Source organism: Variovorax sp. 54, from assembly GCF_002754375.1.
Lineage (GTDB): Bacteria > Pseudomonadota > Gammaproteobacteria > Burkholderiales > Burkholderiaceae_C > Variovorax.
Genome location: NZ_PEFF01000001.1, coordinates 4693436 through 4716639, shown reverse-complemented (window position 1 = coordinate 4716639; position 23204 = coordinate 4693436). Strand labels below are relative to the sequence as shown.

General features: G+C 69.5%; 20 protein-coding genes. 16 read left to right on the top strand and 4 right to left on the bottom strand.

What is annotated here, in order from left to right; all coding sequences use genetic code 11:
- Nucleotides 1-18: 18 nt before the first annotated feature.
- Nucleotides 19-798 carry an SGNH/GDSL hydrolase family protein gene (locus CLU95_RS21780; protein WP_099797424.1) on the top strand — a complete coding sequence of 260 codons (780 nt, stop codon included), beginning with the start codon at nucleotides 19-21 and terminating at the stop codon, nucleotides 796-798.
- On the opposite strand, the gene CLU95_RS21775 is transcribed toward CLU95_RS21780, so the two are convergent.
- Entirely contained in the window at nucleotides 799-1611 is an 813-nt protein-coding gene (locus tag CLU95_RS21775; RefSeq protein WP_143606033.1) for a hypothetical protein, read from the bottom strand.
- Between the two features lie 48 nt (nucleotides 1612-1659).
- Nucleotides 1660-2802, bottom strand: a complete 1143-nt coding sequence (gene opgC / locus CLU95_RS21770) for an OpgC domain-containing protein (RefSeq protein ID WP_099795516.1) — start codon at nucleotides 2800-2802, stop codon at nucleotides 1660-1662.
- A 183-nt stretch (nucleotides 2803-2985) separates the two neighbouring features.
- On the opposite strand from opgC, the gene CLU95_RS21765 reads away from it, so the two are divergent.
- From CLU95_RS21765 to CLU95_RS21730, 8 genes are all read left to right on the top strand, one after another.
- Nucleotides 2986-8973, top strand: a complete 5988-nt coding sequence (locus CLU95_RS21765) for an alpha-2-macroglobulin family protein (protein ID WP_099797423.1) — start codon at nucleotides 2986-2988, stop codon at nucleotides 8971-8973.
- An 87-nt stretch (nucleotides 8974-9060) separates the two neighbouring features.
- Nucleotides 9061-9705, top strand: coding sequence for a hypothetical protein (locus tag CLU95_RS21760; RefSeq protein ID WP_099795515.1), 645 nt, complete (start codon nucleotides 9061-9063; stop codon nucleotides 9703-9705).
- 41 nt (nucleotides 9706-9746) lie between these two features.
- Nucleotides 9747-10259 carry a phosphatase domain-containing putative toxin gene (locus CLU95_RS21755; protein WP_099795514.1) on the top strand — a complete coding sequence of 171 codons (513 nt, stop codon included), beginning with the start codon at nucleotides 9747-9749 and terminating at the stop codon, nucleotides 10257-10259.
- Nucleotides 10260-10522: 263 nt separating this feature from the next.
- Nucleotides 10523-10720 carry a hypothetical protein gene (locus CLU95_RS21750; protein WP_143606032.1) on the top strand — a complete coding sequence of 66 codons (198 nt, stop codon included), beginning with the start codon at nucleotides 10523-10525 and terminating at the stop codon, nucleotides 10718-10720.
- Between the two features lie 27 nt (nucleotides 10721-10747).
- Nucleotides 10748-11095: an NIPSNAP family protein gene (locus CLU95_RS21745; protein WP_099795512.1), complete on the top strand. Its 348-nt coding sequence runs from the start codon at nucleotides 10748-10750 to the stop codon at nucleotides 11093-11095.
- Between the two features lie 76 nt (nucleotides 11096-11171).
- Nucleotides 11172-11537, top strand: coding sequence for a nuclear transport factor 2 family protein (locus CLU95_RS21740; RefSeq protein ID WP_099795511.1), 366 nt, complete (start codon nucleotides 11172-11174; stop codon nucleotides 11535-11537).
- Between the two features lie 118 nt (nucleotides 11538-11655).
- On the top strand, nucleotides 11656-11946 hold the full coding sequence (locus tag CLU95_RS21735) for a DUF2277 domain-containing protein (RefSeq protein WP_099795510.1): 291 nt from the start codon (nucleotides 11656-11658) through the stop codon (nucleotides 11944-11946).
- A 70-nt stretch (nucleotides 11947-12016) separates the two neighbouring features.
- A complete protein-coding gene (locus CLU95_RS21730; protein WP_099795509.1) occupies nucleotides 12017-12643 on the top strand; it encodes a LysE family translocator in 627 nt (208 codons plus the stop codon).
- 83 nt (nucleotides 12644-12726) lie between these two features.
- Here CLU95_RS21730 and CLU95_RS21725 read toward each other — a convergent pair whose 3' ends face one another.
- On the bottom strand, nucleotides 12727-12933 hold the full coding sequence (locus CLU95_RS21725) for a hypothetical protein (protein ID WP_099795508.1): 207 nt from the start codon (nucleotides 12931-12933) through the stop codon (nucleotides 12727-12729).
- 183 nt (nucleotides 12934-13116) lie between these two features.
- Here CLU95_RS21725 and CLU95_RS21720 point away from each other — a divergent pair, with 183 nt between their 5' ends.
- The 7 genes from CLU95_RS21720 to CLU95_RS21690 all read left to right on the top strand — a co-directional run bounded on the left by CLU95_RS21720 (nucleotide 13117) and on the right by CLU95_RS21690 (nucleotide 22383).
- Nucleotides 13117-13563 carry a helix-turn-helix transcriptional regulator gene (locus tag CLU95_RS21720; protein ID WP_099795507.1) on the top strand — a complete coding sequence of 149 codons (447 nt, stop codon included), beginning with the start codon at nucleotides 13117-13119 and terminating at the stop codon, nucleotides 13561-13563.
- A 31-nt stretch (nucleotides 13564-13594) separates the two neighbouring features.
- Complete coding sequence (locus CLU95_RS21715) at nucleotides 13595-14005, top strand: VOC family protein (protein WP_099795506.1); 411 nt, start codon at nucleotides 13595-13597, stop codon at nucleotides 14003-14005.
- An 88-nt stretch (nucleotides 14006-14093) separates the two neighbouring features.
- Nucleotides 14094-16496 (top strand): ATP-binding cassette domain-containing protein, encoded by a 2403-nt coding sequence (locus tag CLU95_RS21710; protein ID WP_099795505.1) that lies wholly within the window; start codon nucleotides 14094-14096, stop codon nucleotides 16494-16496.
- A gap of 89 nt (nucleotides 16497-16585) precedes the next feature.
- On the top strand, nucleotides 16586-18814 hold the full coding sequence (pbpC, locus tag CLU95_RS21705) for a penicillin-binding protein 1C (protein WP_099795504.1): 2229 nt from the start codon (nucleotides 16586-16588) through the stop codon (nucleotides 18812-18814).
- Nucleotides 18811-20280 carry a TPM domain-containing protein gene (locus CLU95_RS21700; RefSeq protein ID WP_099797422.1) on the top strand — a complete coding sequence of 490 codons (1470 nt, stop codon included), beginning with the start codon at nucleotides 18811-18813 and terminating at the stop codon, nucleotides 20278-20280. The genes pbpC and CLU95_RS21700 overlap by 4 nt, the downstream gene beginning before the upstream one ends.
- 103 nt (nucleotides 20281-20383) lie before the next feature.
- Entirely contained in the window at nucleotides 20384-21064 is a 681-nt protein-coding gene (locus tag CLU95_RS21695; RefSeq protein ID WP_099795503.1) for a FadR/GntR family transcriptional regulator, read from the top strand.
- Complete coding sequence (locus tag CLU95_RS21690) at nucleotides 21061-22383, top strand: CynX/NimT family MFS transporter (RefSeq protein WP_257214693.1); 1323 nt, start codon at nucleotides 21061-21063, stop codon at nucleotides 22381-22383. Before CLU95_RS21695 ends, CLU95_RS21690 begins: the two co-directional genes overlap by 4 nt.
- Nucleotides 22384-22398: 15 nt before the next feature.
- Here CLU95_RS21690 and CLU95_RS21685 read toward each other — a convergent pair whose 3' ends face one another.
- On the bottom strand, nucleotides 22399-23184 hold the full coding sequence (locus CLU95_RS21685; protein ID WP_099795501.1) for a hypothetical protein: 786 nt from the start codon (nucleotides 23182-23184) through the stop codon (nucleotides 22399-22401).
- Nucleotides 23185-23204: the final 20 nt, after the last annotated feature.

The window sequence follows — 23204 nt, the reverse complement described above, 5'->3', positions numbered from 1 at the left end:
GTCCGTTCGATGCCCTCGATGAAACCCGTCCGCGCGGCGGCGCTGCTGCTCGCAGCCGCCCTCGCCTTCACCGCCCAGGCCCAGGCTCAAACCGCGGCCGCCGCCTTCCCCTACGAAGCCGACGGTTCGACGGCCGCCGACACCGCCCCCGCGTACCTCGCCGCCAAGGCCCGCTGGCACAACGAACTGGCCGCCTTCGCGCGCGCCGACCAGGAGCGCTTTCCGCAACCCGGCGGCGTGGTGTTCGTCGGCAGCTCGACCGTGCGCATGTGGACCCGCCTCTCGCAGGACTTTTCCCGCGTGCCGGGCGGCATCGTCAACCGCGGCTTCGGCGGCTCGACGCTGGCCGACTGCGCCCTGTTCGCGCGCGACCTCGTGGTGCGCTACAAGCCCCGGCAGGTGGTGCTCTATGCGGGCGACAACGACCTGGCCGAAGGCCGCACGCCGCTGCAGGTGCTCGACAGCTTCGCGCGCTTTGCCAACGCGGTGCGCGCCGAGCTGCCCGACGTGCGCATCAGCTTCATCTCGGTCAAGCCCAGCCCGTCGCGCGAGCAGCTCATGCCGCAGATCCGCGAGACCAACCACGTGATCTCGGCCTACCTGAACCTGCTGCCCAACAGCGAGTACATCGACATCCACACGCCGATGCTCGGCGCCGACGGCCGCCCGCGCCCCGAGCTGTTCCGCGGCGACCGGCTGCACCTGACGGACGAGGGCTACCGGCTGTGGCAGTCGGTGGTGGCGCCGCATCTTCCGATGCCGCCTTCGGTGCCGACCTCGCCTTCGAACGCGCCCTGATCAGGGCGGCGGCAGCAGGTCCTGGTATTCGGGGAGCGTGAGCAGCTCCAGGTCGGGGAACTTGCGCACCGCCTCTTTGATGTTCTTCAGCGTCTGCACCATGCGCGCACGCACCGTCTTGCGCACCCAGGCCTGGTCGTCGGGCGACAGGCTGCCCAGGTAGTAGGCGCCCGCCACGCAGCCACCCAGGAAGTTCTCGGCCTTCGCCTTGCCTTCGTTGAGCCGCTTCGCGTGGACCTGGGCGATCACCTGCGCCAGGTCTGCGCCCGGTGCGGCCTTGCGCGCCGTGTTCAATTCGCTCATCACGGGACCATCGCTGTCGAACGATGCGGGGTGGCAGTAAACCCACGACAGGAACATCCGGTCGGCTGCCGATTGGCGGTCTGTCCCGTCGAAGCCGATACGCCCGCTCAGTTGTTTCGCCGCTGCGGCGTCGCCATTGTCAGCAGCCAGCCAGCGCCACTGCAGGCTCTCGCTTCGACCCGCACCGCGCCCGAGGAAGACCGCGAGGGATTCATAAGCGGGCGTATAGCCTTCTGCCGCCGCCGAGCGAAGGTCTTCCATCGCGCGGGCGCGGGTCGCCGCATCGACCTCCACGCCCATCATGAGCGCCGAGCCGCGGAACACACGGCCGAACGGGGTGCCGCTGTCGGCGAGTGCGATTTCGCAGGTCGACGGGTTCGCCACGGCATAGCAATCCAGCCGCCGCAGCACCTCCTGCTGCGCCGCCTCAGGCAGCGCCGAGTGCGCCACGGCGCCCCACGTCAGCACGCAGGCCAACAGTGCACGTTTCCAAACAACGGAATCGATCATCGCCCTCTCCCTCTTCTCAAAAAAATCGAGTGGCGCCTCAGCCACAACCTACGCCGGCGCAGGCTCCGAAGGCACATCGTCCGCCGGCGGCGGCACGTCGGCGCCGCGCGTGCGGCGCGCCACGAAGTACATCCCCGCGAACACTGCCGCCAGCAGCAGGCCGTCGCCCCACCAGGGCCGCGCCATCTGGTTGTCGCCGTAGAAGGCCAGCACCAGCAGCACCGCCACGAGGTGCGCGCAGAACACCGGCAGTGAGGCCGAGCCCATGGCTTCGAGCCAGTGCAGGCGCGGAATCTTGCGCATGAGCCACGGCCCGAAGCGCACCGCCAAAATGCCCAGCGCCACCAGGTTCACGATCCGCAGCGGGCCGAGCTGCCACTTGTCGAACAGCAGGTTCATTTCCACATCGCCACCGTACGGCGCCTGGCCGTTGATGCCCGTGTGGCGCCAGTAGAAGCCGTAGAGCGCAATGCCCGCCGCCAGCACCAGCAGCCAGGCCGGAAAGCGCAGCGGCCGGGCCTCGGGCGCATTGCGGCTGGCACCCAGGCACAGGCCGGCAAACCACAGGAACTGCCAGGCGTAGGTGTTGAAGGCGCCCATCTCGTGGAACGGCACCGGCATGCCGAGGTAGCGCACGGCCAGCCCGTAGACCCATTCGCTGAGCCCGAACTGCGCCATCGCCCAGACCGTGGCGCTGGCCACCATCACGAGCGTCCAGCCGTGGCGCATGGCAAAAGCCAGCACCCAAGGGCTCATGAGCATGAAGAAGATGTACATCGGCAGGATGTCCAGCAGCGGCGGCTCGTAGATCAGCAGCAGCCCGAACAGGAAGCCGTCGCGCGGCTCCGCCAGGTAGTACGACACGAGGTTCTTCACCGCCGGCTGGTCGATGTGCACGCCGAGCGCCGCAATCACCGTGAACAGGAAGAGCAGGATCGCCGCCTGGCACAGGTAGACCTTGAGCACGCGCCGCCAGAAGGCCTGGCGCATCGAGTCGACCCCGCGCACGTGGCCGATGCGGCTGTAGACCAGCCCCGCCACGAAGGCCGACAGCAAGACGAAGCCCTCGGCGGCCGACACGAAGCCAAAAGGTTGACCCAGCGGATCGGTCAGCCGCGTGGGCAGGTGGGTGACGGTCATCAGCACGAGCATCAGCCCGCGCAAGGCGTCTATTTCCCAGTAGCGTTTCATTCGGTCGGCGGCGAGGTCTTGGTGGCGGTCTGCGCAGCGCACGCACGACGTCAGCGATTGTAAGAAGACCGGCGTACGTCAACAGAACGCGCACTCAAAACACGGGCGGCCTATGACGCTTGGCACTCCCGAAGCGCCATGCAAATCGGCTACGCTGCGCGCTGCCTCAAGGTGGAGAATTCCGTGAACCGTTTCATTCCGACATTGCTACTGGCCGCCGGCACGCTCGCGGCGGGCCCGGGCCATGCACTTCAGATCACCAGCCTGACCCCGCAGGGCGAAGTGGCGCGCGTGCGCCAGGTCGTCGCCAAATTCGATCAGGCCGCGATCAACTTCGGCGACCCCAAGGCGCCCGCCCCGCTCACCGTGAGCTGCTCCGACGCGCAGGCCGGCAAGGGCACCGGCCGCTGGACCGACGCCAAGGCCTGGGTCTACGACTTCGAGAACGACCTGCCGCCCGGCGTGCGCTGCTCGGTCACCCGCATTCCCACCTTCAAGCCAGCCGGCGGTGGCGAGCTCACTGGCCCCGAACGCTATCAATTCAATAGCGGCGGCCCGTTCGTGCGCAACCAGTTGCCGAGCACCTATGAGCGCATCGACGAACAGCAGATGTTCCTGCTTGAGCTCAACGGCGCGGCCACGCTCGAGAGCGTGCGCCAGAACGTGTGGTGCGCGGCCGACGGCGTCGGCGAACGCATTCCGGCCAAGCTGCTCGAGGGCGAGGCGCGCACCGGACTGCTCAAGGCCTTCCACCGTGAGAAGGAGGCCACCAAGGATCCGCTGCGCTTCATCACGATGCAGTGCAACCGCACGCTCACGCCGGGCGCCAAGGTGCAGGTCGTCTACGGCAAGGGCGTGGCCACGCCGTCGGGCGTCGCCAACGCCACGGAACGCCGTTTCGATTACCAGGTGCGCGAGCCCTTCGCGGTGTCGTTCAGCTGCGAGCGCGAGAACGCGCAGGCCGCCTGCCTGCCGCTGCGCCCGATGCAGCTGCAGTTCAACGCACCGGTGACGCGCAAGGTGGCTTCGCAGATCGAGCTCAAGGGCGACGGCAAGACGATCAAGGCCAAGCTGGAGAACGACGGCGGCACGCAGAACGACGACGACGTGGTCAACAGCGCAAGCTTCGGCCCGCCGCTGGCCGAGAGCGCGCAGTTCAGCATCGAACTGCCTTCCGGCTTCCAGGACGCCTCGGGCCGCCCGCTGGGCACGCCCGGCAGCTTTCCGCTGAAGGTGGCGACCGGCGCGATGCCGCCGCTGGCCAAGTTCGCGGCCTCGCCCTTCGGCGTGATCGAGCGGCTGGCCGAACCCGACACCCCGGCCATGATGCCGGTCACGGTGCGCCGCGTGGAGCCGCAGCTCATGGTGCAGGCGCTCACGCCCGGCAAGGTGAGCGACCTCAACCCGAAGACCGACGCCGAGATCATCGCGTGGTACCGCAAGGTGCGCCGCTACGACAGCTACTCCGTCAGCCGCGACACCGCGCGCCGCGACGTGAAGGGCGCCCTGCCCCCGGTGATCGACAAGAACGAGCGCTCGCACGTGCAGACCCGCATGCTGTCGCTGCTCGGCGGCCAGCCGGGCGTGAAGGCGCTCGACATGCCCAAGGCCGAGAGCAGCGACCCGCGCCCCTTCGAAGTCATCGGCATCCCGCTGACGCCGGGCTTCCACGTGCTTGAAATCGCTTCGCAGAAACTCGGCGAAGCCCTGCTCGACGAGCGCTACAACGCCGGCCGCACGATGTACGTGCGCACCACCGCGCTGGCCACCAACCTGGCGGTGCACTTCAAGCTGGGCCGCGAGAACTCGATGGCCTGGGTCACCACGCTCGACAAGGGCAAGGTGGTGGCGGGCGCCGAGGTGCGCGTGTCCAGCTGCGACGGCAAGGCCGTGGCCACCGGCACCACCGACGCCAGCGGCATCGTGATGCTCAACGGCGTGTCGCCCGACGCACCGAGCTGCAACGGCCCGAACGAGTACGAAACCAGCGCCTGGTTCGTGAGCGCGCGCGCCAAGGACGACAAGGGCGTGGAAGACCTCGCCTTCACCTGGAGCGACTGGCAGCGCGGCATCGAGCCGTGGCGCTTCAACGTGCCCACCAGCCTGGACGTGCGCCCCGACGGCATCGCCCACACCATCTTCGACCGCACGCTGCTGCGCGCCGGCGAGACGGTGTCGATGAAGAGCCTGCTGCGCACGCAGACCAGCAAGGGCTTCGGCCTGCCGGCAGACCGGCCCGACACGCTGGTCGTCACCCACATGGGCAGCGGCCAGCGCTTCACGCAGCCGCTGGCCTGGCGCAAGACCGCCACCGGCGGCCTGAGCGCCGAGAACAGTTTTGCCATTCCGCCGGCCGCCAAGCTCGGCGTGTACCAGGTCGAGCTGCGCTCCGGCGACGGCACCAGCGACGAGGGCATCAACCGCACCTTCTCGACCGGCATGTTCCGCGTCGAGGAGTTCCGCCTGCCGGTGCTCGAAGGCCGCATCGCGCCCACCGAGAAGAAGCCGCTGGTGGCCGCCACGAGCGTGCCCACCGACGTGCAGATCAACTACGTGGCCGGCGGCGGCGCCGCCAACCTGCCGGTGCGCGTGTCGGCCATGGTGCGCGGCAAGGGCCTGAGCTTTTCCGACTACGACGCCTTCAGCTTCAACCCGCCGCGCGCCCAGGGCGACGGCAGCGAAGCCGCCACCGCCGCCGACACCAGCGCCGGCGAAGAAGACCTCAACAGCGTGAACGACACCCGCGTGATCGCCGACAAGCTGCCGCTCACGCTGAACAAGGACGGCGCCGGCAAGGTCACGATCGACAAGGTGCCCAAGGTGAAGGCCGCGCGCGAGCTGCTGCTCGAAGCCACGTATGCCGACCCGAACGGCGAGGTGCAGACCATTCGCAGCACACAGACGCTGTGGCCCGCCTCCGTCATTGCCGGCATCAAGACCGAAGGCTGGGTCTCGACCAGCCAGAAGCTCAAGTTCCAGGCGCTCGCGCTCGACCTCACGGGCAAGCCCCAGGCCGGCGTGACGCTCAACGTGCGCGCCGTGGCGCGCATCACCACCACCAGCCGCAAGCGCATGGTGGGCGGCTTCTACACCTACGACAACAAGACCGAGACCAAGGACATCGGCACCGTCTGCTCCGGCAAGAGCGACTCGCGCGGCCTGCTGCTGTGCGAGTCGGAACTGAAGGAGGCCGGCGAGGTCGAGCTGGTGGCCAGCGCCACCGACAGCGAGGGCCGCAGCGCCAGCGCCGTGAGCTCGGTCTACGTGACCAAGCAGGGCGAACTCTGGTTCGGCGGCGAAGACAACGACCGCATCGACGTGCTGCCCGAAAAGAAGAGCTACCAGCCCGGCGAGGTCGCCAAGTTCCAGGTGCGCAGCCCGTTCCGCTTTGCGACCGCACTGGTGGCCGTGGAACGCGAAGGCATCATCGAGACGCACGTGGTGCAGCTCGACGGCAAGGACCCGACGGTCTCGCTGCAGGTCAAGCCCGAGTGGGGCCCGAACGCCTACATCAGCGTGCTCGCGCTGCGCGGGCGACTGCGCGAAGTGCCGTGGTACAGCTTCTTCACCTGGGGCTTCAAGGCACCGCGCGAGTGGTGGACGGCCTTCTGGTACGAGGGCAAGGAATACGTCGCGCCCACCGCCATGGTCGACCTGAGCAAGCCCGCCTACCGCCTGGGCATGGCCGAGATCCGCGTCGGCACGCGCGCGCACCAGCTCGACGTGACCGTCACCAGCGACAAGCCCAGCTACCCGATCCGCAGCAAGGCGCAGGTCACCATCACCGCCAAGCTGCCCGACGGCAAGCCGGCCGCCGGCGCCGAAGTGGCGCTGGCCGCGGTCGACCAGGCCCTGCTGGAGCTCATGCCCAACGACAGCTGGAACCTGCTCAACGCGATGCTGCAACGCCGCAGCTGGGGCGTGAGCACCTCCACCGCGCAGATGGAAATCGTCGGCCGGCGCCACTACGGGCGCAAGGCCGTGCCCGCGGGCGGCGGCGGCGGCAAGGGCCAGACGCGCGAACTGCTCGACACCCTGCTCGTGTGGAACCCGAAGATCGTGCTCGACGCCAACGGCCAGGCCGTGGTGACGGTGCCGCTGAACGACGCGCTCACCACCTTCAAGATCGTGGCCGTGGCCGATGCGGGCACCAGCCTGTTCGGCACCGGCCAGGCCAGCATCCAGGCCACGCAAGATCTGCAGATCATCAGCGGCCTGCCGCCGCTGGTGCGCGAGGACGACCAGTTCCGCGCGCAGATCACCTTGCGCAACACCACGCAGAAGCCGATGAAGGTCGAAGCCACGCCGCGCGCCACGCTGCTCACGCTCGAAACGCAGACCGTCGACATTCCGGCCGGCGAATCGCGTGAAGTGGCCTGGAACGTGACCGCGCCCGCGCAGCTCGCGCAGACGCGCGCCGAAGCCATCCTGTGGGAGATCGAGGCGAAAGACACGGTCGGTGGCGCGCGCGACGCACTCAAGGTGCGCCAGCGCCTCGTGCCCGCCGTGCCGCTCACGGTGCAGCAGGCCACGCTGGTGCAGATCGACGGGCCGTTCACGCTCGACGTGGCGCCGCCCGCCGACGCCCTGCCCGGCCGCGGCGGTCTGAAGATGTCGGTGCAGCCCCGGCTGGCCGAAGGCCTGCCGGGCGTGCGCGACTGGTTCGCCAACTACCCCTTCAGCTGCCTCGAACAGAAGACCAGCAAGTCGGTCGGCCTGCGCGACGCGAAGATGTGGCAGGGCGTGCTGGCCACGCTGCCCACCTACCTGGACAGCGACGGCCTCGCCAACTACTTCCCGCCGCGCGACGGCGAGGCCAACCGCGGCAGCGACATCCTCACGTCGTACCTGCTCGCGGCCACGCACGAGGCGGCGCAGCTCAACCCGGCCTTCGCGCTCGCCGACGACGCGCGCGCACCGATGGAGTCGGGCCTGATCGCGTTCGTCGAAGGCCGCGTCACGCGCGACTTCTGGAGCCCGCGCAAGGACCTGGACGTGCGCAAGCTCGCCGCGCTCGAAGCGCTCTCGCGCTACGGCAAGGCCAAGGGCAGCATGCTGGGCAGCATCACCATTGCGCCGAACCAGTGGCCCACCAGCGCGGTGATCGACTGGCTCAACATCCTCAAGCGCGTGAACGACGTGCCGCAGCGCCAGCAGCGCCTGGACGAAGCCAACAACGTGCTGAAGGCGCGCCTCTCGTACCAGGGCACCAAGCTCATCTTCAGCACCGAGCAGGACGACTACTGGTGGTGGCTCATGACCAACGGCGACGTCAACACCGCGCGCCTGCTGCTCACGGTGATGGAAGACCCCGCCTGGAAGGACGACATCGGCAAGCTCGCCAACGGCTTCATCGGCCGCCAGCAGAACGGCGCCTGGCACACCACCACCGCCAACCTGTGGGGCGGGCTCGCGCTGGAGAAGTTCAGCAAGGTGTTCGAGAGCAACCCGGTGACCGGCGTCACGGCCGCCACGCTGGGCGCGGCGAAGGCGCAGATCGACTGGAGCAAGGTCGAACGCGTGAAGGCCAGCGACCCGTCCGGCGCCCCGAACCAGACCACCATGTTCGGCGCGCCCGCCTCGCCGGGCAACCTGCGCAACAACACCATGTTCCTGCCGTGGGCCGCCTCGCCTTCGGGCGCCCCCGCGCGCGACACGCTGCTGCTGACGCAGCAGGGCACCGGCAAGCCGTGGCTCACGCTGCAGTCGCTGGCCGCCGTGCAGTTGAAGGCGCCGTTCGCAGCGGGCTACGCGCTCAAGAAGACCATCACGCCGGTCGAGCAGGCCGTGGCCGGCAAGTACACGCGCGGCGACGTGCTGCGCGTGAACATCGAGGTCAACGCCAGCACCGACATGACCTGGGTCGTGATCAGCGACCCGATCCCGGGCGGCGCCACCATCCTGGGCAGCGGCCTGGGCCGCGACTCGGAGATCGCCGCGCAGGGCGAGAAGCGGAGCGGTTCCTTGCCGGCGTTCGAAGAACGCAGCTTCGAGGCCTTCCGCAGCTACTACGCGTACATGGCCAAGGGCGTGATGAAGCTGGAGTACACCGTGCGCCTGAACAACGTCGGCGACTTCGCGCTGCCGCCCAGCCGCGTGGAAGCGATGTATGCGCCCGAGATGTTCGGCGAGACGCCGAATGCGCGGGTGAAGGTGGAGGCGGCGAAGTAACGGGGCAACGACGGTGAAGGCGGGCCGTCATCCCGCCTTCACCGGTCCTCGTCACCATCGCGGCGAACCCACAACCTGGAGAACCCCATGGGCCTGGCCATTTGCGTCGGCATCCTCGCCGACCTGATCGAGAACGATCCCGAGAGCGTCGAACACTTCGAGGCAGATTTCGCCGCCGCGAACCGCAAGCTCGCCGAAGCCGGCCTGCCGCCGCACGTCGAGCCTCGCACCTTGCCGCCACTCGAATCCCGCGCGCCGCTCGACGGCCTGCCTTACTCGTTCATCCACTACCTGCGCCGCGCCTACGCGCACCGCGTCACGACGCCCGGCTGGATGGCCACACCGCTGCCGGAAGACACCGATCCCACGGAAGACGAAACGCTCGAAGACGTGGCCCACATGTTCGAAAGCCATCTTCTGTGCCACTCCGACGCGGAAGGCTTCTACCTGCCGGTCGACTTCCAGGAAGTGATCTTTGCCGAGGAAGACGAGACCGACCTGCCCGGCGGCATGCTCGGCTCGTCATACCGCCTGCTCGAAGAACTGGTGCTGGTGGCTCCCGCGCTCGGCATCACGCTCTCGGATGGCGAGCTGTCGGACGAGGAAGCCGCGCGGCTCGGCGACAGCATGGGAGAGGACGAAGGCCTCTACCGGGAGATCGAATCGTGGCTGCTGCTGTATGAATCGGCGCGGTTGAGCATTGCGCACAAGACGGCGATTGTTTTCACCTGAGAAGCACCGCCCGATTCGATCGGCTACCAAACCCAGAGGCCATGTTCGAGACCACCATCCACTGGGTCCGCGGCATCCCGCCACATCGGCTGGGCCTGATGGCACGCCCGCGCGGCGGCGACTCGCTGCGCGAAGAAGTGGTGTCCTGGCAGCGTGCCTCGCTGAACACCGTGGTCTCCTTGCTCGAGGCGCAGGAAATCAGGGAACTTGAACTCCAGGAAGAGCCTGCGCTCTGCGCCGAGCATGGGATCGTGTTCCGGCATTTCCCGATTCCGGACCGCGGCATCCCGGCATCGCAACGGGACGCGGCGGCCCTCATTGCCGAACTGGGCGTCGAACTGGCGAGCGGAAAAGCCATCGCCATTCACTGCCGCGCAGGCATCGGCCGCACGGGCCTCATCGCGGGCAGCCTGCTCCACGGGCTCGGCGTTCCGGGCCAGAACATCTTCCACCTGCTGAGCCGCTCCCGGGGCATCGAGATGCCCGATACATCGGAGCAGGCGGAATGGGTCGCGCAGTACGTCTTCGGCACCCGCCGCCCACCGCCCCCGTGAACACCGACTCAGGCCGCCTTGCTCCGTGACGCACGCGTTGCGGCAGTAGGTGCCGCAGGCTTGCGCTTGCTGCCAGCGGAGTTCGTGCCAAGTCCGACAAGCAGGCTGCCGATCAGTCCCTCGACAAAGCCCGCATCGAGCGGCGCGTGCCCCATCAGCAGCCTGAAGAACAACGGCCCGTAGCGGGACCGTTTTTCACCCCCTTGTGATCGAACGGGGGATATCCTCCAGCCCTCATGGTCCTCCTTCTGCCACTGCTCCTCATGGTCGTGCTCGTGGCCATCATCTTCTTCGGCGGCTATCTGCTGCGTGCTGTTCTGCCCGCAGAACATGCACTGCAGGCTCGGCTCACCGACGAGGCCATGTCACGCTACATTGATTTCGTCACGAAGAACGCCAAGGGCATCCTGGCATGTCTCCTGGTTCTGTATTTCACGGTGGTTACGTTTCTCTACGCGTAACCCACGCCGCAGCGAAAGGCCGCCCTCATGACCCGCCTGCTCGAAATCCGCACCTACCGCCTCAAACCCGGCACCCTCGACGACTTCCACCGCGCGATGCATGAACGTGCGGTGCCCATGCTGCGCAGCAAGGGCATGGACGTGGTGAGCTACGGCAGGTCGGACCACGAGGAAGAGAGCTATCACCTCGTGCGCGCCTACGCGAGCCGCGAGGCGCTGGAGGCCGAGCAGGCGGCGTTCTACGGTTCCACCGAATGGCGCGAGGGCCCGCGCAGCGCGCTGGTCGACCGCATCGAGACCTACCTGAACACGCTGCTGTGGCTCTCGCCGGAGGGCGTGGACAGCCTGCGCACGCTCAACGCCCCTGCGCGATAAACGGCTGTCGACGCCGCGCGGTGCGCGGGCCTACACTGCGCCTCCGGTCATCCCCCCAAACTCACTGGAGCAATGCATGAACACCCAGGAAATCGCCGCGAAGCTCGTGGCGCTGTGCAAAGCAGGGAAAAACGACGAAGCCCAGGCGCTCTACGCGCCCGAGGCCGTCAGCGTCGAGGCCAGCGCGCCGCCCGGCATGTCGCGCGAGTCGGTGGGCCTGTCGGCGATCCGCGCCAAGGGCGAATGGTGGGTCGCCAACCACGAGGTGCATTCGTTCCAGGTGGCCGGCCCCTGGCCGCACGACGACCGCTTCATCATCGGCTTTCGCTTTGACGTGACGGTGAAGCCCACGGGCCAGCGTTTCACGATGGAAGAAATGGCGCTGTACACGGTCAAGGACGGCAAGATCGTGCGCGAAGAGTTCTTCTACGAAGGCAACTGAGCGGGGTGTCCCGGGCCTGCGGCAGGCCTTCCCCGGCGGGTGCTGCGCAACAAGAAAGACGCTGTTTCGCTAGACTGGCCGCGCGGCCCCTGCGCCGCGTCTGACCGGAGCATCCGCCATGTGCCGCAGCATCAAGACCCTCTACAACTTCGAGCCCCCTGCCACCGAGCAGGAAATCCGCGCCGCCGCCCTGCAGTTCGTGCGCAAGCTCAGCGGCTTCAGCGTGCCCTCGCGCGCCAACGAGCAGGCCTTCGAGCGCGCCGTGGACGAGGTGGCTGCCACGGCCGGGCGGCTGATCGCATCGCTGGTGACCACGGCCGAGCCGCGCGACCGCGCCATCGAGGCCGAGCGCGCCAAGGCACGGTCCGCGCTGCGTTTCGGCGCACCCGCGTCGACATCGGACGCATGAAAAAGACCTCGTTCCCGCGCTGAACGGCGCACCGCCCTTTCATCCCACACCACCAGGAGCATCCGTCCCCATGCCCATCGAACTCTGGCTCGCCTTCGTCGCCGCCTCTGCGCTGCTCCTCATCATTCCGGGGCCGACCATCCTCACGGTGATCAGCTATTCGATGTCGCACGGCCGCCGCGCCAACGTGCCGCTGGTGGCCGCCGTGGCGCTGGGCGACTCGACCGCGCTGGTGGTGTCGCTGCTGGGCCTGGGCGCATTGCTGGCCACCTCGGCGTTCTGGTTCACGGTGGTGAAGTGGGTCGGCGGGCTGTACCTGCTGTACCTGGGCATCAAGCTGCTGCGCGCCGGCATCTCGTCCACCGAGGTCGCCGCGCCGGCCGCGCCCGCCTCGCGCTGGCGCCTGTTCGCCAACACCTACCTGGTGACGGCGCTGAACCCCAAGGGCATCGTGTTCTTCGTGGCCTTCCTGCCGCAGTTCATCCGCCCGGGCGCCGACGTGTCGCACCAGATGTGGGTGCTGGCCCTGACCTTCGTGGCGCTGGCGACGCTCAATGCCACGCTCTACGCGGTGTTCGCGAGTTCGGCCGGCCGGCTGCTCGCCTCGCCGCGCGCGCAGCGGCGCTTTCACCTGGCGGGCGGCTCGCTGCTGAGCGCGGCGGGCCTGTGGGCGTTGATGGCGCGCCGCGCCACCTGAGTACACCCAAGGCGCACAAGGAAAAGGAAAAGACCGCGGGGCTGCGCGCCTCGCGGTCTTTTTTTTTGCGCCGGCCTGGGGCGTCAGTTGCGGTAGGGGTTGTTCGGCTGGCGGTCGTAGCGATTGGGCACGCCGTCGTTGTCGCGATCGCGGTCATAGCGGTTCGGCACGCCGTCGCGGTCGCGGTCGTAGCCATGGCCGCGCGGGGGCGGCCCGCGGTCGTAGGGGGCGACCACGCAACCGGCCAGGATGGCCGAGGCGGCCAGCAGAAGCGCGAGTGTTTTTGTCATGCGGAGTTCTCCTTGGGTGAGCTGTACGGTCGGGCGCGCCTGCTGCGAACCCGTACCGTATTGAAGACCACCTGCGTGCGCATCGGGTTTCCAGATGCGGTGGCTTGTGTGAAGTTCGTTACCGGATGTGGAACCTTTGCCTGCGCTTGAGCACGCCGTAGCGACGTGGCACGATCCGCCCCGATGAGTGCCACGCAGCCCCAACCCTCCTTGCCCGACCTCGCACGGCTGCGCCGCGTGCGCGACCGCATCGACCGCGAGCACGCGCAGCCGCTCGACGTGGAAGCGCTCGCGCGCGACGCGAACATGTCGGCGGGGCACCTGAGCCGCCAGTTCCGGCTGGCGTATGGCGAATCGCCCTACGCCTACCTGATGACGCGGCGCATTGAGCGCGCGATGGCGCTGCTGCGCCGCGGCGACCTGAGCGTGACCGAGGTCTGCTTCGAGGTCGGCTGCGCCTCGCTGGGCACCTTCACCACGCGTTTCACCGAGCTGGTCGGCGTGTCGCCCGGCGTCTACCGGCGCGAGGCGGCGCAGGCGACGGCGGGCATGCCGGCGTGCATCGCCAAACAAGTGACGCGCCCGATCAGGAATCGAGAAGCGCGAAACCCCGCCTCGCACCTAGCATGACGGCCCGACACAACCACGGACCCTCGCCATCATGAATCTCAGCATCCATTCGAGCTTTCTCCCGCACACCGACGCGCAGGCCTCGCTGGCCTTCTACCGCGACACCCTCGGCTTCGAGGTGCGCAACGACGTCGCCTACGGCGGCATGCACTGGATCACGGTCGGCCCGGCCGGCCAGCCCGCCACCTCCATCGTGCTGTACCCGCCGGCTGCCACACCCGGGCTCACCGACGACGAGCGTCGCACCATCGCCGAGATGATGGCCAAGGGCACCTTCGCCTCGCTGCTGCTGGCCACGCCCGACCTGGCCGGCACCTTCGAGCGGCTGCAGGGCAGCAACACCGAGATCGTGCAGGAGCCGACCGATCAGCCCTATGGCGTGCGCGACTGCGCGGTGCGCGACCCGGCGGGCAACCTGATCCGCATCCAGCAGACGCGCTGAGCCGGCCCCGGCGCCGCAGCCCCTTGACCTCCTGCACGGGCGCCGCCGCCGTGGCGGCCCCGTGTCCCTTCCAGAGACGAAAGACCCGATGAGCAGCAAGGCCCCGAAGAAGGACGCGAAGCCCGCGAAAGACGCGCAGCACAGTCACGCCGCCGACCACCACGACCTCATCCGCGTGCAGGGCGCGCGCGTGAACAACCTGAAAGACATCAGCGTCGAGCTGCCCAAGCGGCGGCTCACGGTGTTCACGGGCGTCTCGGGCTCGGGCAAGAGTTCGCTGGTGTTCGGCACCATCGCGGCCGAGTCGCAGCGGCTCATCAACGAAACCTACAGCGCCTTCGTGCAGGGTTTCATGCCGACGCTGGCGCGGCCCGAGGTCGATGTGCTCGACGGCCTGACGACCGCGATCATCGTGGACCAGGAGCGCATGGGCGGCGACCCGCGCTCCACCGTCGGCACCGCCACCGACGCCAACGCGATGCTGCGCATCCTGTTCAGCCGCCTGGGCAAGCCGCACATCGGCTCGCCCAGCGCCTTCGCATTCAACGTGCCCTCGGTGAAAGCCACGGGCGCCATCACCGTGGAGCGCGGCGCGGCCAAGACGGTCAAGCAGACCTTCAGCCGCACCGGCGGCATGTGCCCGCGCTGCGAAGGCCGGGGCGCGGTCACCGACTTCGACCTGACGGCCTTCTACGACGACAGCAAGTCGCTCAACGAAGGCGCGCTCACCATCCCGGGCTTCAGCATGGAAGGCTGGTACGGGCGCATCTTCAACGGCTGCGGCTTCTTCGACCCCGACAAGCCGATCCGCAAGTTCACCAAGAAAGAGCTCGACGCCCTGCTCCACATGGCGCCGACCAAGATCAAGATCGACGGCATCAACCTCACCTACCAGGGCCTCGTTCCGCAGGTGCAGAAGTCGTTCCTGGCCAAGGACGTCGAGGCGATGCAGCCGCACATCCGCGCCTTCGTGGAACGGGCCGTGACCTTCACCACCTGCCCCGAGTGCGGCGGCACGCGGCTGAGCGAAGCGGCGCGCTCGTCGCGCATCAAGAAGCTCAACATCGCCGAGGCCTGCGCGATGCAGATCAGCGACCTCGCCGTGTGGGTGCGCGGCCTGAACGAAGCCTCGGTGGCGCCGCTGCTCGCCAAGCTGGCGCACACGCTCGATTCGTTCGTGGAAATCGGTCTCGGGTATCTGAGCCTCGACCGCCCCTCGGGCACGCTCTCGGGCGGCGAGGCGCAGCGCGTGAAGATGATCCGCCACCTCGGCTCTTCGCTCACCGACGTGACCTACGTCTTCGACGAGCCGACCATCGGCCTGCACCCGCACGACATCCAGCGCATGAACGAGCTGCTGCTGCGGCTGCGCGACAAGGGCAACACGGTGCTGGTGGTCGAACACAAGCCCGAGGCCATCGCCATCGCCGACCACGTCGTCGACCTCGGCCCCGGCGCGGGCGCGGCGGGCGGCACGGTCTGCTTCGAAGGCACTGTCGAGGCGCTGCGCACCAGCGGCACGCTCACGGGCCGGCACCTGGACGACCGGGCCGCGCTCAAGAAGAAGGTGCGCCAATCCAACGGCGCGTTGCCGATCCGCGGCGCCAAGGCGCACAACCTGCGCAACGTCGACGTCGACATTCCGCTGGGCGTGCTGGTGGTCGTGACCGGCGTCGCGGGCTCGGGCAAAAGCTCGTTGGTGCACGGATCGATTCCCGCCGGCGCGGGCGTGGTGGCGGTCGACCAGGGCGCGATCCGCGGCTCGCGGCGCAGCAACCCGGCCACCTACACCGGCCTGCTTGACCCGATCCGCAACGCCTTCGCCAAGGCCAACGGCGTGAAGCCGGCCCTGTTCAGCGCCAACTCCGAAGGCGCCTGCCCCACCTGCAACGGCGCGGGCGTGATCTACACCGACCTGGCGATGATGGCCGGCGTGGCCACCGTCTGCGAGGAGTGCGAGGGCAAGCGCTTCCACGCCTCGGTGCTCGAGCACCGCTTCGGCGGGCGCGACATCAGCGAGGTGCTCGCGATGCCGGTGACCGAGGCCGCGGCCTTCTTCGGCGAAGGCCCGGCGCGCACGCCGGCCGCGCACGCCATCCTGGAGCGCCTGGCCGACGTGGGCCTGGGCTACCTGAGCCTGGGCCAGCCGCTCACCACGCTGTCGGGCGGCGAGCGCCAGCGGCTCAAGCTGGCCACGCACATGGCCGAGAAAGGCGGTGTGTACGTGCTCGACGAGCCGACCACCGGCCTGCACCTGGCCGACGTGGCGCAACTGCTGGCCCTGCTCGACCGGCTGGTCGATGCGGGCAAGTCGGTCATCGTCATCGAGCACCACCAGGCGGTGATGGCGCACGCCGACTGGATCATCGACCTCGGCCCCGGCGCCGGCCACGACGGCGGGCGCGTGGTCTTCGAGGGCACGCCGGCCGACCTGGTCGCGAAACGCGCCACGCTCACCGGCCAGCATCTCGCGGCGTACGTCCGCACCTGACGCGCCCGCGTGTGAAGGGCGCCCGGAAAGCATCGCGGAGAATGGGCCGTCTCCGCTTTGCCTGCCGCCCTGCGGCCCCGTCTGCTGCGATGCCTCTTGCGTTCTCGTTTTCTTCCACCGCCCGGCACACCCTGGCCGTGGTCCTGCTGACGGCAGCCGCCGCACCCTCCGCCTGGGCGCTGGCCAGCTTCGAGGAAGTGAAGCGCGACTTTCGCTCCTCCGAAACCGCCGTGCTCGACCGCCAGGGCGAGCTGCTGCAGCGCGTGCGCACCGACGCCACGGTGCGGCGCGGCCAGTGGACCGCGCTGGCCGACGTGTCGCCCGCGCTGCGCGCAGCGATGCTGCTGAGCGAAGACAAGCGCTTCTACGAACACAGCGGCGTCGACTGGCGCGCCGCCTCGGCCGCGGCCTGGGGCAACCTGTGGAACACGCGCACGCGCGGCGCCTCGACCATCACCATGCAGCTCGCAGGCCTGCTCGACGACGACCTGCGCCGCGCCGCAGGCGGGCGCAGCTTCACGCAGAAGCTCGGCCAAACCGTGGCCGCCACGCAGCTGGAGCGCCGCTGGCGCAAGGACCAGATCCTCGAGGCCTACCTGAACACGGTGCCCTTCCGCGGCGAGATCGTCGGCATCGACGCGCTCTCGCGCACACTCTTCAGCAAGGCCCCCAGCGGGCTCGATGCGCGCGAGGCCGCCGTGGCCGCCGCGCTGGTGCGTGCGCCCAACGCCCGCCCCGCGCTGGTGGCGCAGCGCGCCTGCGAGGTGCTGCGCGTGATGGAGCCCGGCGCCAAGACCGACTGCGAAGCGCTCGACATGTTCACCAGCGCGGTGGTGCAACGGCGCGCGTTCGATCCCAACGAAGGCATCGCGCCGCATGCCGCGCGGCGGGTGCTGCGCGAGTTGCGTGATGCCGCGGATGAAAAGGCCACCGCCCCCGCCAGCGTGCGCACCACGCTGCGCGCGCCGCTGCAGCGCTACGCGCTCGACAGCCTGCAGCGCCACCTGCGCGAGCTGCGCGACCGCCACGTGGAAGACGGCGCGCTCGTGGTGCTCGACAACGCGAGCGGCGAGGTGCTGGCCTGGGTCGGCTCCTCGGGCCCGCTGAGCCAGGCCGCCGAGGTAGACGGCGTGACCGCGCTGCGCCAGCCCGGCTCCACGCTCAAGCCGCTGCTGTACGCACAGGCCATCGCAGAGAAGCGCATCACGGCGGCCTCGCTCATCGAGGACTCGTCGGCGCAGATCAGCACCGCGAGCGGCCTCTACATTCCGCAGAACTACGACCGCCGCTTCAAGGGCCCCGTGTCGGCGCGCACCGCGCTGGCCGCCTCGCTCAACGTGCCGGCCGTGCGCACGCTGGTGATGGTGTCGCCCGAAGCCTTCGCGCGCGAGCTGCGCGCCGCCGGCCTGCCGCTGCGCGAAAGCGGCGACTACTACGGCTACAGCCTGGCGCTCGGCAGCGCCGAGGTGTCGCTGCTGTCGCTGGCCAACGCCTACCGCATGGTGGCCAACGGCGGACGCTTCGGCGCGACCACGCTCACGCCACGACCTGCCCCGGCCACCAAGGCAAAGCCCGTTGAAGCCGCGCCGCTGCTCGACCCGCGCGCCGCCTTCATCGTCGGCGACATCCTCTCCGACCCGAACGCGCGCACGCGCACCTTCGGGCTGGACAGCATCCTCTCGACCCGCTTCTGGACCGCCGTGAAGACCGGCACCAGCAAGGACATGCGCGACAACTGGGCCGTGGGCTGGTCGCAGCGCTACACGGTCGGCGTGTGGGTCGGCAACGCGAGCGGCGCCTCGATGTGGGACGTGAGCGGCACCAGCGGCGCCGCGCCCGTGTGGGCCGAGGTGATGCGCTTCCTGCACGCCCGCGAACCCAGCCGCGCACCCACGCCGCCCGCCGGGCTGGTCGAGGCGCCCGTGAGCTTCGGCCCCGGCGCCGACGGCAGCCCGCTCGAAGCGGCGCGCAACGAATGGTTTCTGCAGGGCACCGAGCAGCCGCTGTTCGCGCTCGACACCGGCATGGCGAGCGATGCGGCCTCGGCGCGCATCACGGCGCCGGCCGACGGCACGATCCTCGCGATCGACCCCGACATTCCGCCGCTGCGCCAGCGCGTGCGCTTCGAGTCCGAAGGGCGCGGCGTGCAGTGGCGCATCGACGGCAAGTTCCACGCGCGCGGCAACAGCGCGCAGTGGCTGCCGTGGCCGGGCCGGCACCTGATCGAGCTGGTCGACGCCAGCGGCAAGGTGGTTGATCAGCGCCGCGTCGAAGTGCGCGGCGCGGGTGTGGTGGCAGCAAAGGGAGCGCGCCGATGAACAGACTGACGTTGATGCCCCGCTGGCTGTCGCTGTGCCTGGCCTTGCTGCTCGTGCTGTGCCTCGCCGGCCCGCGTGCTGCGCAGGCCAAGCCCGTGCCGGTGCCGCCGATGAGTTCGCGCGTGGTCGACCTCGCGCAGGCGCTGCCGCCCGGCGAGGCCGACGCGCTGCGCGCGCAGATCGCCGACATCCAGAGCCGCACCCAGGCGCAGCTCGCGGTGCTCATCGTGCCGACCACGGGCGAGGACACCATCGAGCGCTACGCCACGCGCGTGTTCGAAAAATGGCGGCTGGGCCGCAGCGACGCCGACGACGGCATCCTGCTGCTCGTGGCGCAGAAAGACCGGCGCATGCGCATCGAGGTCGGCACCGGCCTCGAAGGCACGGTGACCGACATCCAGGCGGCCCGCATCATCGACCGCGAGATGGCGCCGCGTTTTCGCGAGGGCGACTTCGCCGGCGGCGTGCAAGCGGCCGTGAGCGCGCTCAGGCGACTGCTCGACAGCGAGGTGCTCATCGCGCCCGAGTCGCAGCAGATCGCCGTGGACCACGCCGCCGCACCCGACACCACACCCGACGCCGCACCCGACCACCAAAAAGTCACCAGCCTCACGAGCGGCGGCCGCGTCACGCCCGAGGGCTGGGGCCTGCTGGGCGTGCTGCTGTGGGGCCTGGGCCTGGGCATCTGGCACGGCCGCGGCGCCGAACGCGACCCGCCGCGCGGCACCTCCGCCTCGCGGCGCGCCGAAGAGAAAAAACGCAAGAGCCGGCGCAAAGGCAGCGCGGGCCCCGAACCCTGGGCCGACGCCCTGGCAGAGATGAAACCCGAGCCGACGCGTGCGCCCCCTGCCCCACGCGATCTGCGCCTGGTGATCGGCCTGCTCGGCGCCGGGCCGCTGGCCGCCGGCGCGGCGCTGCTGAATCCGGGCATCGCGCTGGTGCTGGTGATGCCGGCGATCTTCAGCTACGGCATGGGCTACCTGTGCGGCATGTCGCGCGCGATCGCCACGGTCCTCGGCGGCCTGGTGCTCGTGATCGTGTCGCTGGTCGCCATCGCATTCACGGTCGGCGCCGAGCGCTTCTGGTGGGGCTTTTTGTGGGCGCTGTGCATCGGCGGCGTGACGCTGTTCGCGGTGGTCATCGTGCGCTGCATGGTCAACACCTTCCAGCGCAGCATGCTCAGCTTTCTCATCCGGCTGGTCATCGTGGCGGGCATCTGCGGCTACGTGTTCCACGAAACCTCGCCCGGCCCGGTGCCCGATACGTCGTGGATTCCCATCGCGCTGGCGGCCTTCTTCTCGATGCTGTTCGGCTTCCTGCCGCCCGGCATCATGGAATCGGGCGACGGAGATGGGGACAGCGACTGGAGCAGCAGTTCGTCATCGTCGTCCTCTTCCTCGTCGTCTTCGTCCTCCTCGGACAGCGGCGGGTCGAGCAGCGGCGGCGGCGCTTCGGGCAGCTGGTAGGGCCGGTCGACGCCGGCCGGGCCTCATGCCCCTTTCGCCGACTGCGACTTTTCAGGGATGGTTAAATTCATCCAATCATTCAATGAATAAGCCGGCCTGACCCATGCTCGTCCAACCTCCTCGCACCTCCCTGGCCGACGCCGCCGCGAACAGCATCCGCACCGAGATCGCCTCGGGCCGCTGGCCCATCGGTTCTCGCATTCCCATCGAGCCCCAGCTGGCGCAGCTGCTGGGCGTGAGCCGCGGCACGGTGCGCGAGGCAGTCAAGACGCTGGTCTCGCGCGGGTTGCTCGAAGTGCAGCAGGGTTCGGGCACCTACGTGCGCTCGGGCTTCGACCCCTCGGCCAGCCTGCAGAAGCTGCGCCTGGCGAGCCTGCGCGACCAGTTCGAGGTGCGCCGCGCACTCGAGGTCGAAGCCGCCCGGCTCGCCGCCGTGCGCCACACCGCGAAAGACCTGCGCCGGCTGCACGCCCTGCTCGACAAGCGCGGCCAGCCCGACATGGCCGACGACGGCGCCGCCTTCATCGAGCGCGACCTGGCCTTTCACCTGGCCATCGTCGATGTGTCGGGCAACCTGGCGCTGGTCGAGACCTGCCGCTTCATCACCGGCTACATCAAGGAAACCATCGCCAGCACGCTGAGCACCAGCCTGCCCGAGCCCGACGAGGCCGCGCACCGCGCCATCGTCGAAGGCATTGCCAGCCGCGACCCCGAGCGCGCCGCGGCCGCCGTGCGCGAGCTGATGGCGCCCACGATGCACGTCCTGGCGCTGGGCACCGCATGAACTCCATGACCCTGCCCACGGGTGCCGCCACCACGGCGCGCACCCAGGCCACGCCATCGGGCGCCGAAGACCTGCTGATCGACGCCGAGGTCGACAGCCTGCCCGCGCCGCGCCCCACACCGACACCCAGCCGGGGCCGCCGGCTGCTGCTGGGCCTCACGGTGGTGCTCATCGCCTTCAACCTGCGACCGGTGTTCGCCAGCCTGTCGGTGGTGCTGCCGGAAATCATCCGCGCCACCGGCCTGTCGGCCACCGCCGCCAGCCTGCTGACCACGCTGCCGATCGTCTGCCTGGGCGTGTTCGCGCCGATGGCGCCCTGGCTCGGGCGCCGCTTCGGCACCGAGCGCACGCTGCTGGGCTGCATGGTGCTGATCGGCGTGGGCACGCTGCTGCGCGGCACCGGCAACATCCCGCTGCTGTTCCTGGCCTCGGCCATCGCGGGCAGCGGCATCGCGGTGTCGAACGTGCTGCTGTCGGGCCTGGTGAAGCGCGACTTCGCCAAGCAGGCGGCGCTGATGATGGGCCTGTACACCATGGCCGTGTGCGGCGGCGCCGCCAGCGCCGCGGGCCTCACGGTGCCGCTGGAGCATGCGCTGGGCGGCGGCTGGACGCTGGCGCTCGCCATGTGGGCCGTGCCGGCCGCGCTGGTCACGTTCATCTGGGCACCGCAGGCGCTGCCGCTCAAGCCGGTGGCCAGCGAGTCGGGCTTCACCGTGCGCGGCCTGTGGCGCGACCGGCTGGCCTGGCAGGTGACCTTCTTCATGGGGCTGCAATCGGCCCTGGCGTACATCGTGATGGGCTGGCTGGCGCCGATCCTGCGCGAGCGCGGGCTCAGCGGCGAAATGGCCGGCTACGTGGTGTCGCTGTCGGTCATGACGCAGGTCGTGACCTGCCTCGTGGTGCCCGCACTGGCCGTGAAGCTGCGCAACCAGCGCGCGCTGGCGGTGGTGCTGTCGGCGATGACGGTGGCGGCCATGCTGGCCATGCTGTTCGCGCCGCTCGACGCCCCCGGCGGCATGTGGACCTGGGCCGTGGTGCTCGGCATTTCGCAGGGCGGCACCTTCGCGCTGGCGCTCACGATGATCGTGCTGCGCTCGCCCGATTCGCACATCGCGGCGCACCTGTCGGGCATGGCGCAGGGCGTGGGCTACATGGTGGCCGCCTTCGGCCCGCTGCTGGCCGGGCTGCTGCACGGCTGGACCGGCAGCTTCCACGCCTCGGCCTGGCTGTTCGTCGGCCTGGGCGTGGCGCTGGTCATCGCGGGGCTGGGCGCGGGGCGCACGCTGCACGTGGGTGCGGTGACGGTGCCGCGCCACTGACCGGCTGCCTGCGGCTTACTGCGGCCCGCCGCAGAAGCCCGCGCGCTCGATGGTCTTCGCGGTGAAGCGGATGCGCGAGGTGGTCGTGGCGCTTTTCGGCTCGTTCTGCGGCCACTCGGTCTGCAGCCACGTGTACTGCCAGTCGTAGGGGCCGCCCGGCTTCGTCGGCTCGCCGTAGGCGATGCGCAGGCTGCCGAAGCTCTCGTCGTGGCAGTGCTTCGAGGTCCTGTATTCCTTCTCGCTGAAGCAGGCTCGGACCATCTTGTTGCACGAGAACGGAACGCCCGTGTGCACCGCCGCGCCGCCCTCGAGCGGCACGAAATCGGCGGTGCTGAACGAGGCGCCGCCGCCCGAATAGCCTTCCGTCACGGTCTGCTGCACGGCCACCGCCCAGCGGCCTTCGGCCAGCGGATAGAGCGCGGGTGCCAGCGACACGTGGACATCGGGCGTGCCGCCGCTGCCTTCTTTTGCAAGGGCCTGGGCGTAGGCCGAGAAGTCGTGCAGCCGGTCGAGCTGCCAGCCGTCGGCGCCCGCGGTGCGACGCACGCGCGCCATGGCCAGCGGTTGGGCCGAGAGCAGCACGTGCTCGCCCGGCGCCGCACCACGCGGGCGGTACAGCTCGAGCCGCTCCAGGGTGCACGGCTGCGGCAGCAGTGCGCACAGGCGCGCGCGCCATGGGGCATCGGACGATTCGGGCATCTTCACAGCGTCGAAGACCTGGGCCGCAGGCGCAGCGAGCACGGAACCAGCCAGCCACGAGGCAAGAAGACCGACGAAACCGACAAGAGGCAGCTTTTTCATGGGGCGCAATGGTAGCCATC

Excerpts from the sequence above, each read along its gene's own strand:
- CLU95_RS21780 (WP_099797424.1), top strand. The coding sequence starts at position 19 with ATGAAACCCGTCCGCGCGGCGGCGCTGCTGCTCGCAGCCGCCCTCGCC.
- CLU95_RS21775 (WP_143606033.1), bottom strand. The coding sequence starts at position 1,611 with ATGATCGATTCCGTTGTTTGGAAACGTGCACTGTTGGCCTGCGTGCTG.
- opgC (WP_099795516.1), bottom strand. The coding sequence starts at position 2,802 with ATGAAACGCTACTGGGAAATAGACGCCTTGCGCGGGCTGATGCTCGTG.
- CLU95_RS21760 (WP_099795515.1), top strand. The coding sequence starts at position 9,061 with ATGGGCCTGGCCATTTGCGTCGGCATCCTCGCCGACCTGATCGAGAAC.
- CLU95_RS21755 (WP_099795514.1), top strand. The coding sequence starts at position 9,747 with ATGTTCGAGACCACCATCCACTGGGTCCGCGGCATCCCGCCACATCGG.
- CLU95_RS21750 (WP_143606032.1), top strand. The coding sequence starts at position 10,523 with ATGGTCGTGCTCGTGGCCATCATCTTCTTCGGCGGCTATCTGCTGCGT.
- CLU95_RS21745 (WP_099795512.1), top strand. The coding sequence starts at position 10,748 with ATGACCCGCCTGCTCGAAATCCGCACCTACCGCCTCAAACCCGGCACC.
- CLU95_RS21740 (WP_099795511.1), top strand. The coding sequence starts at position 11,172 with ATGAACACCCAGGAAATCGCCGCGAAGCTCGTGGCGCTGTGCAAAGCA.
- CLU95_RS21735 (WP_099795510.1), top strand. The coding sequence starts at position 11,656 with ATGTGCCGCAGCATCAAGACCCTCTACAACTTCGAGCCCCCTGCCACC.
- CLU95_RS21730 (WP_099795509.1), top strand. The coding sequence starts at position 12,017 with ATGCCCATCGAACTCTGGCTCGCCTTCGTCGCCGCCTCTGCGCTGCTC.
- CLU95_RS21725 (WP_099795508.1), bottom strand. The coding sequence starts at position 12,933 with ATGACAAAAACACTCGCGCTTCTGCTGGCCGCCTCGGCCATCCTGGCC.
- CLU95_RS21720 (WP_099795507.1), top strand. The coding sequence starts at position 13,117 with ATGAGTGCCACGCAGCCCCAACCCTCCTTGCCCGACCTCGCACGGCTG.
- CLU95_RS21715 (WP_099795506.1), top strand. The coding sequence starts at position 13,595 with ATGAATCTCAGCATCCATTCGAGCTTTCTCCCGCACACCGACGCGCAG.
- CLU95_RS21710 (WP_099795505.1), top strand. The coding sequence starts at position 14,094 with ATGAGCAGCAAGGCCCCGAAGAAGGACGCGAAGCCCGCGAAAGACGCG.
- pbpC (WP_099795504.1), top strand. The coding sequence starts at position 16,586 with ATGCCTCTTGCGTTCTCGTTTTCTTCCACCGCCCGGCACACCCTGGCC.
- CLU95_RS21700 (WP_099797422.1), top strand. The coding sequence starts at position 18,811 with ATGAACAGACTGACGTTGATGCCCCGCTGGCTGTCGCTGTGCCTGGCC.
- CLU95_RS21695 (WP_099795503.1), top strand. The coding sequence starts at position 20,384 with ATGCTCGTCCAACCTCCTCGCACCTCCCTGGCCGACGCCGCCGCGAAC.
- CLU95_RS21690 (WP_257214693.1), top strand. The coding sequence starts at position 21,061 with ATGAACTCCATGACCCTGCCCACGGGTGCCGCCACCACGGCGCGCACC.
- CLU95_RS21685 (WP_099795501.1), bottom strand. The coding sequence starts at position 23,184 with ATGAAAAAGCTGCCTCTTGTCGGTTTCGTCGGTCTTCTTGCCTCGTGG.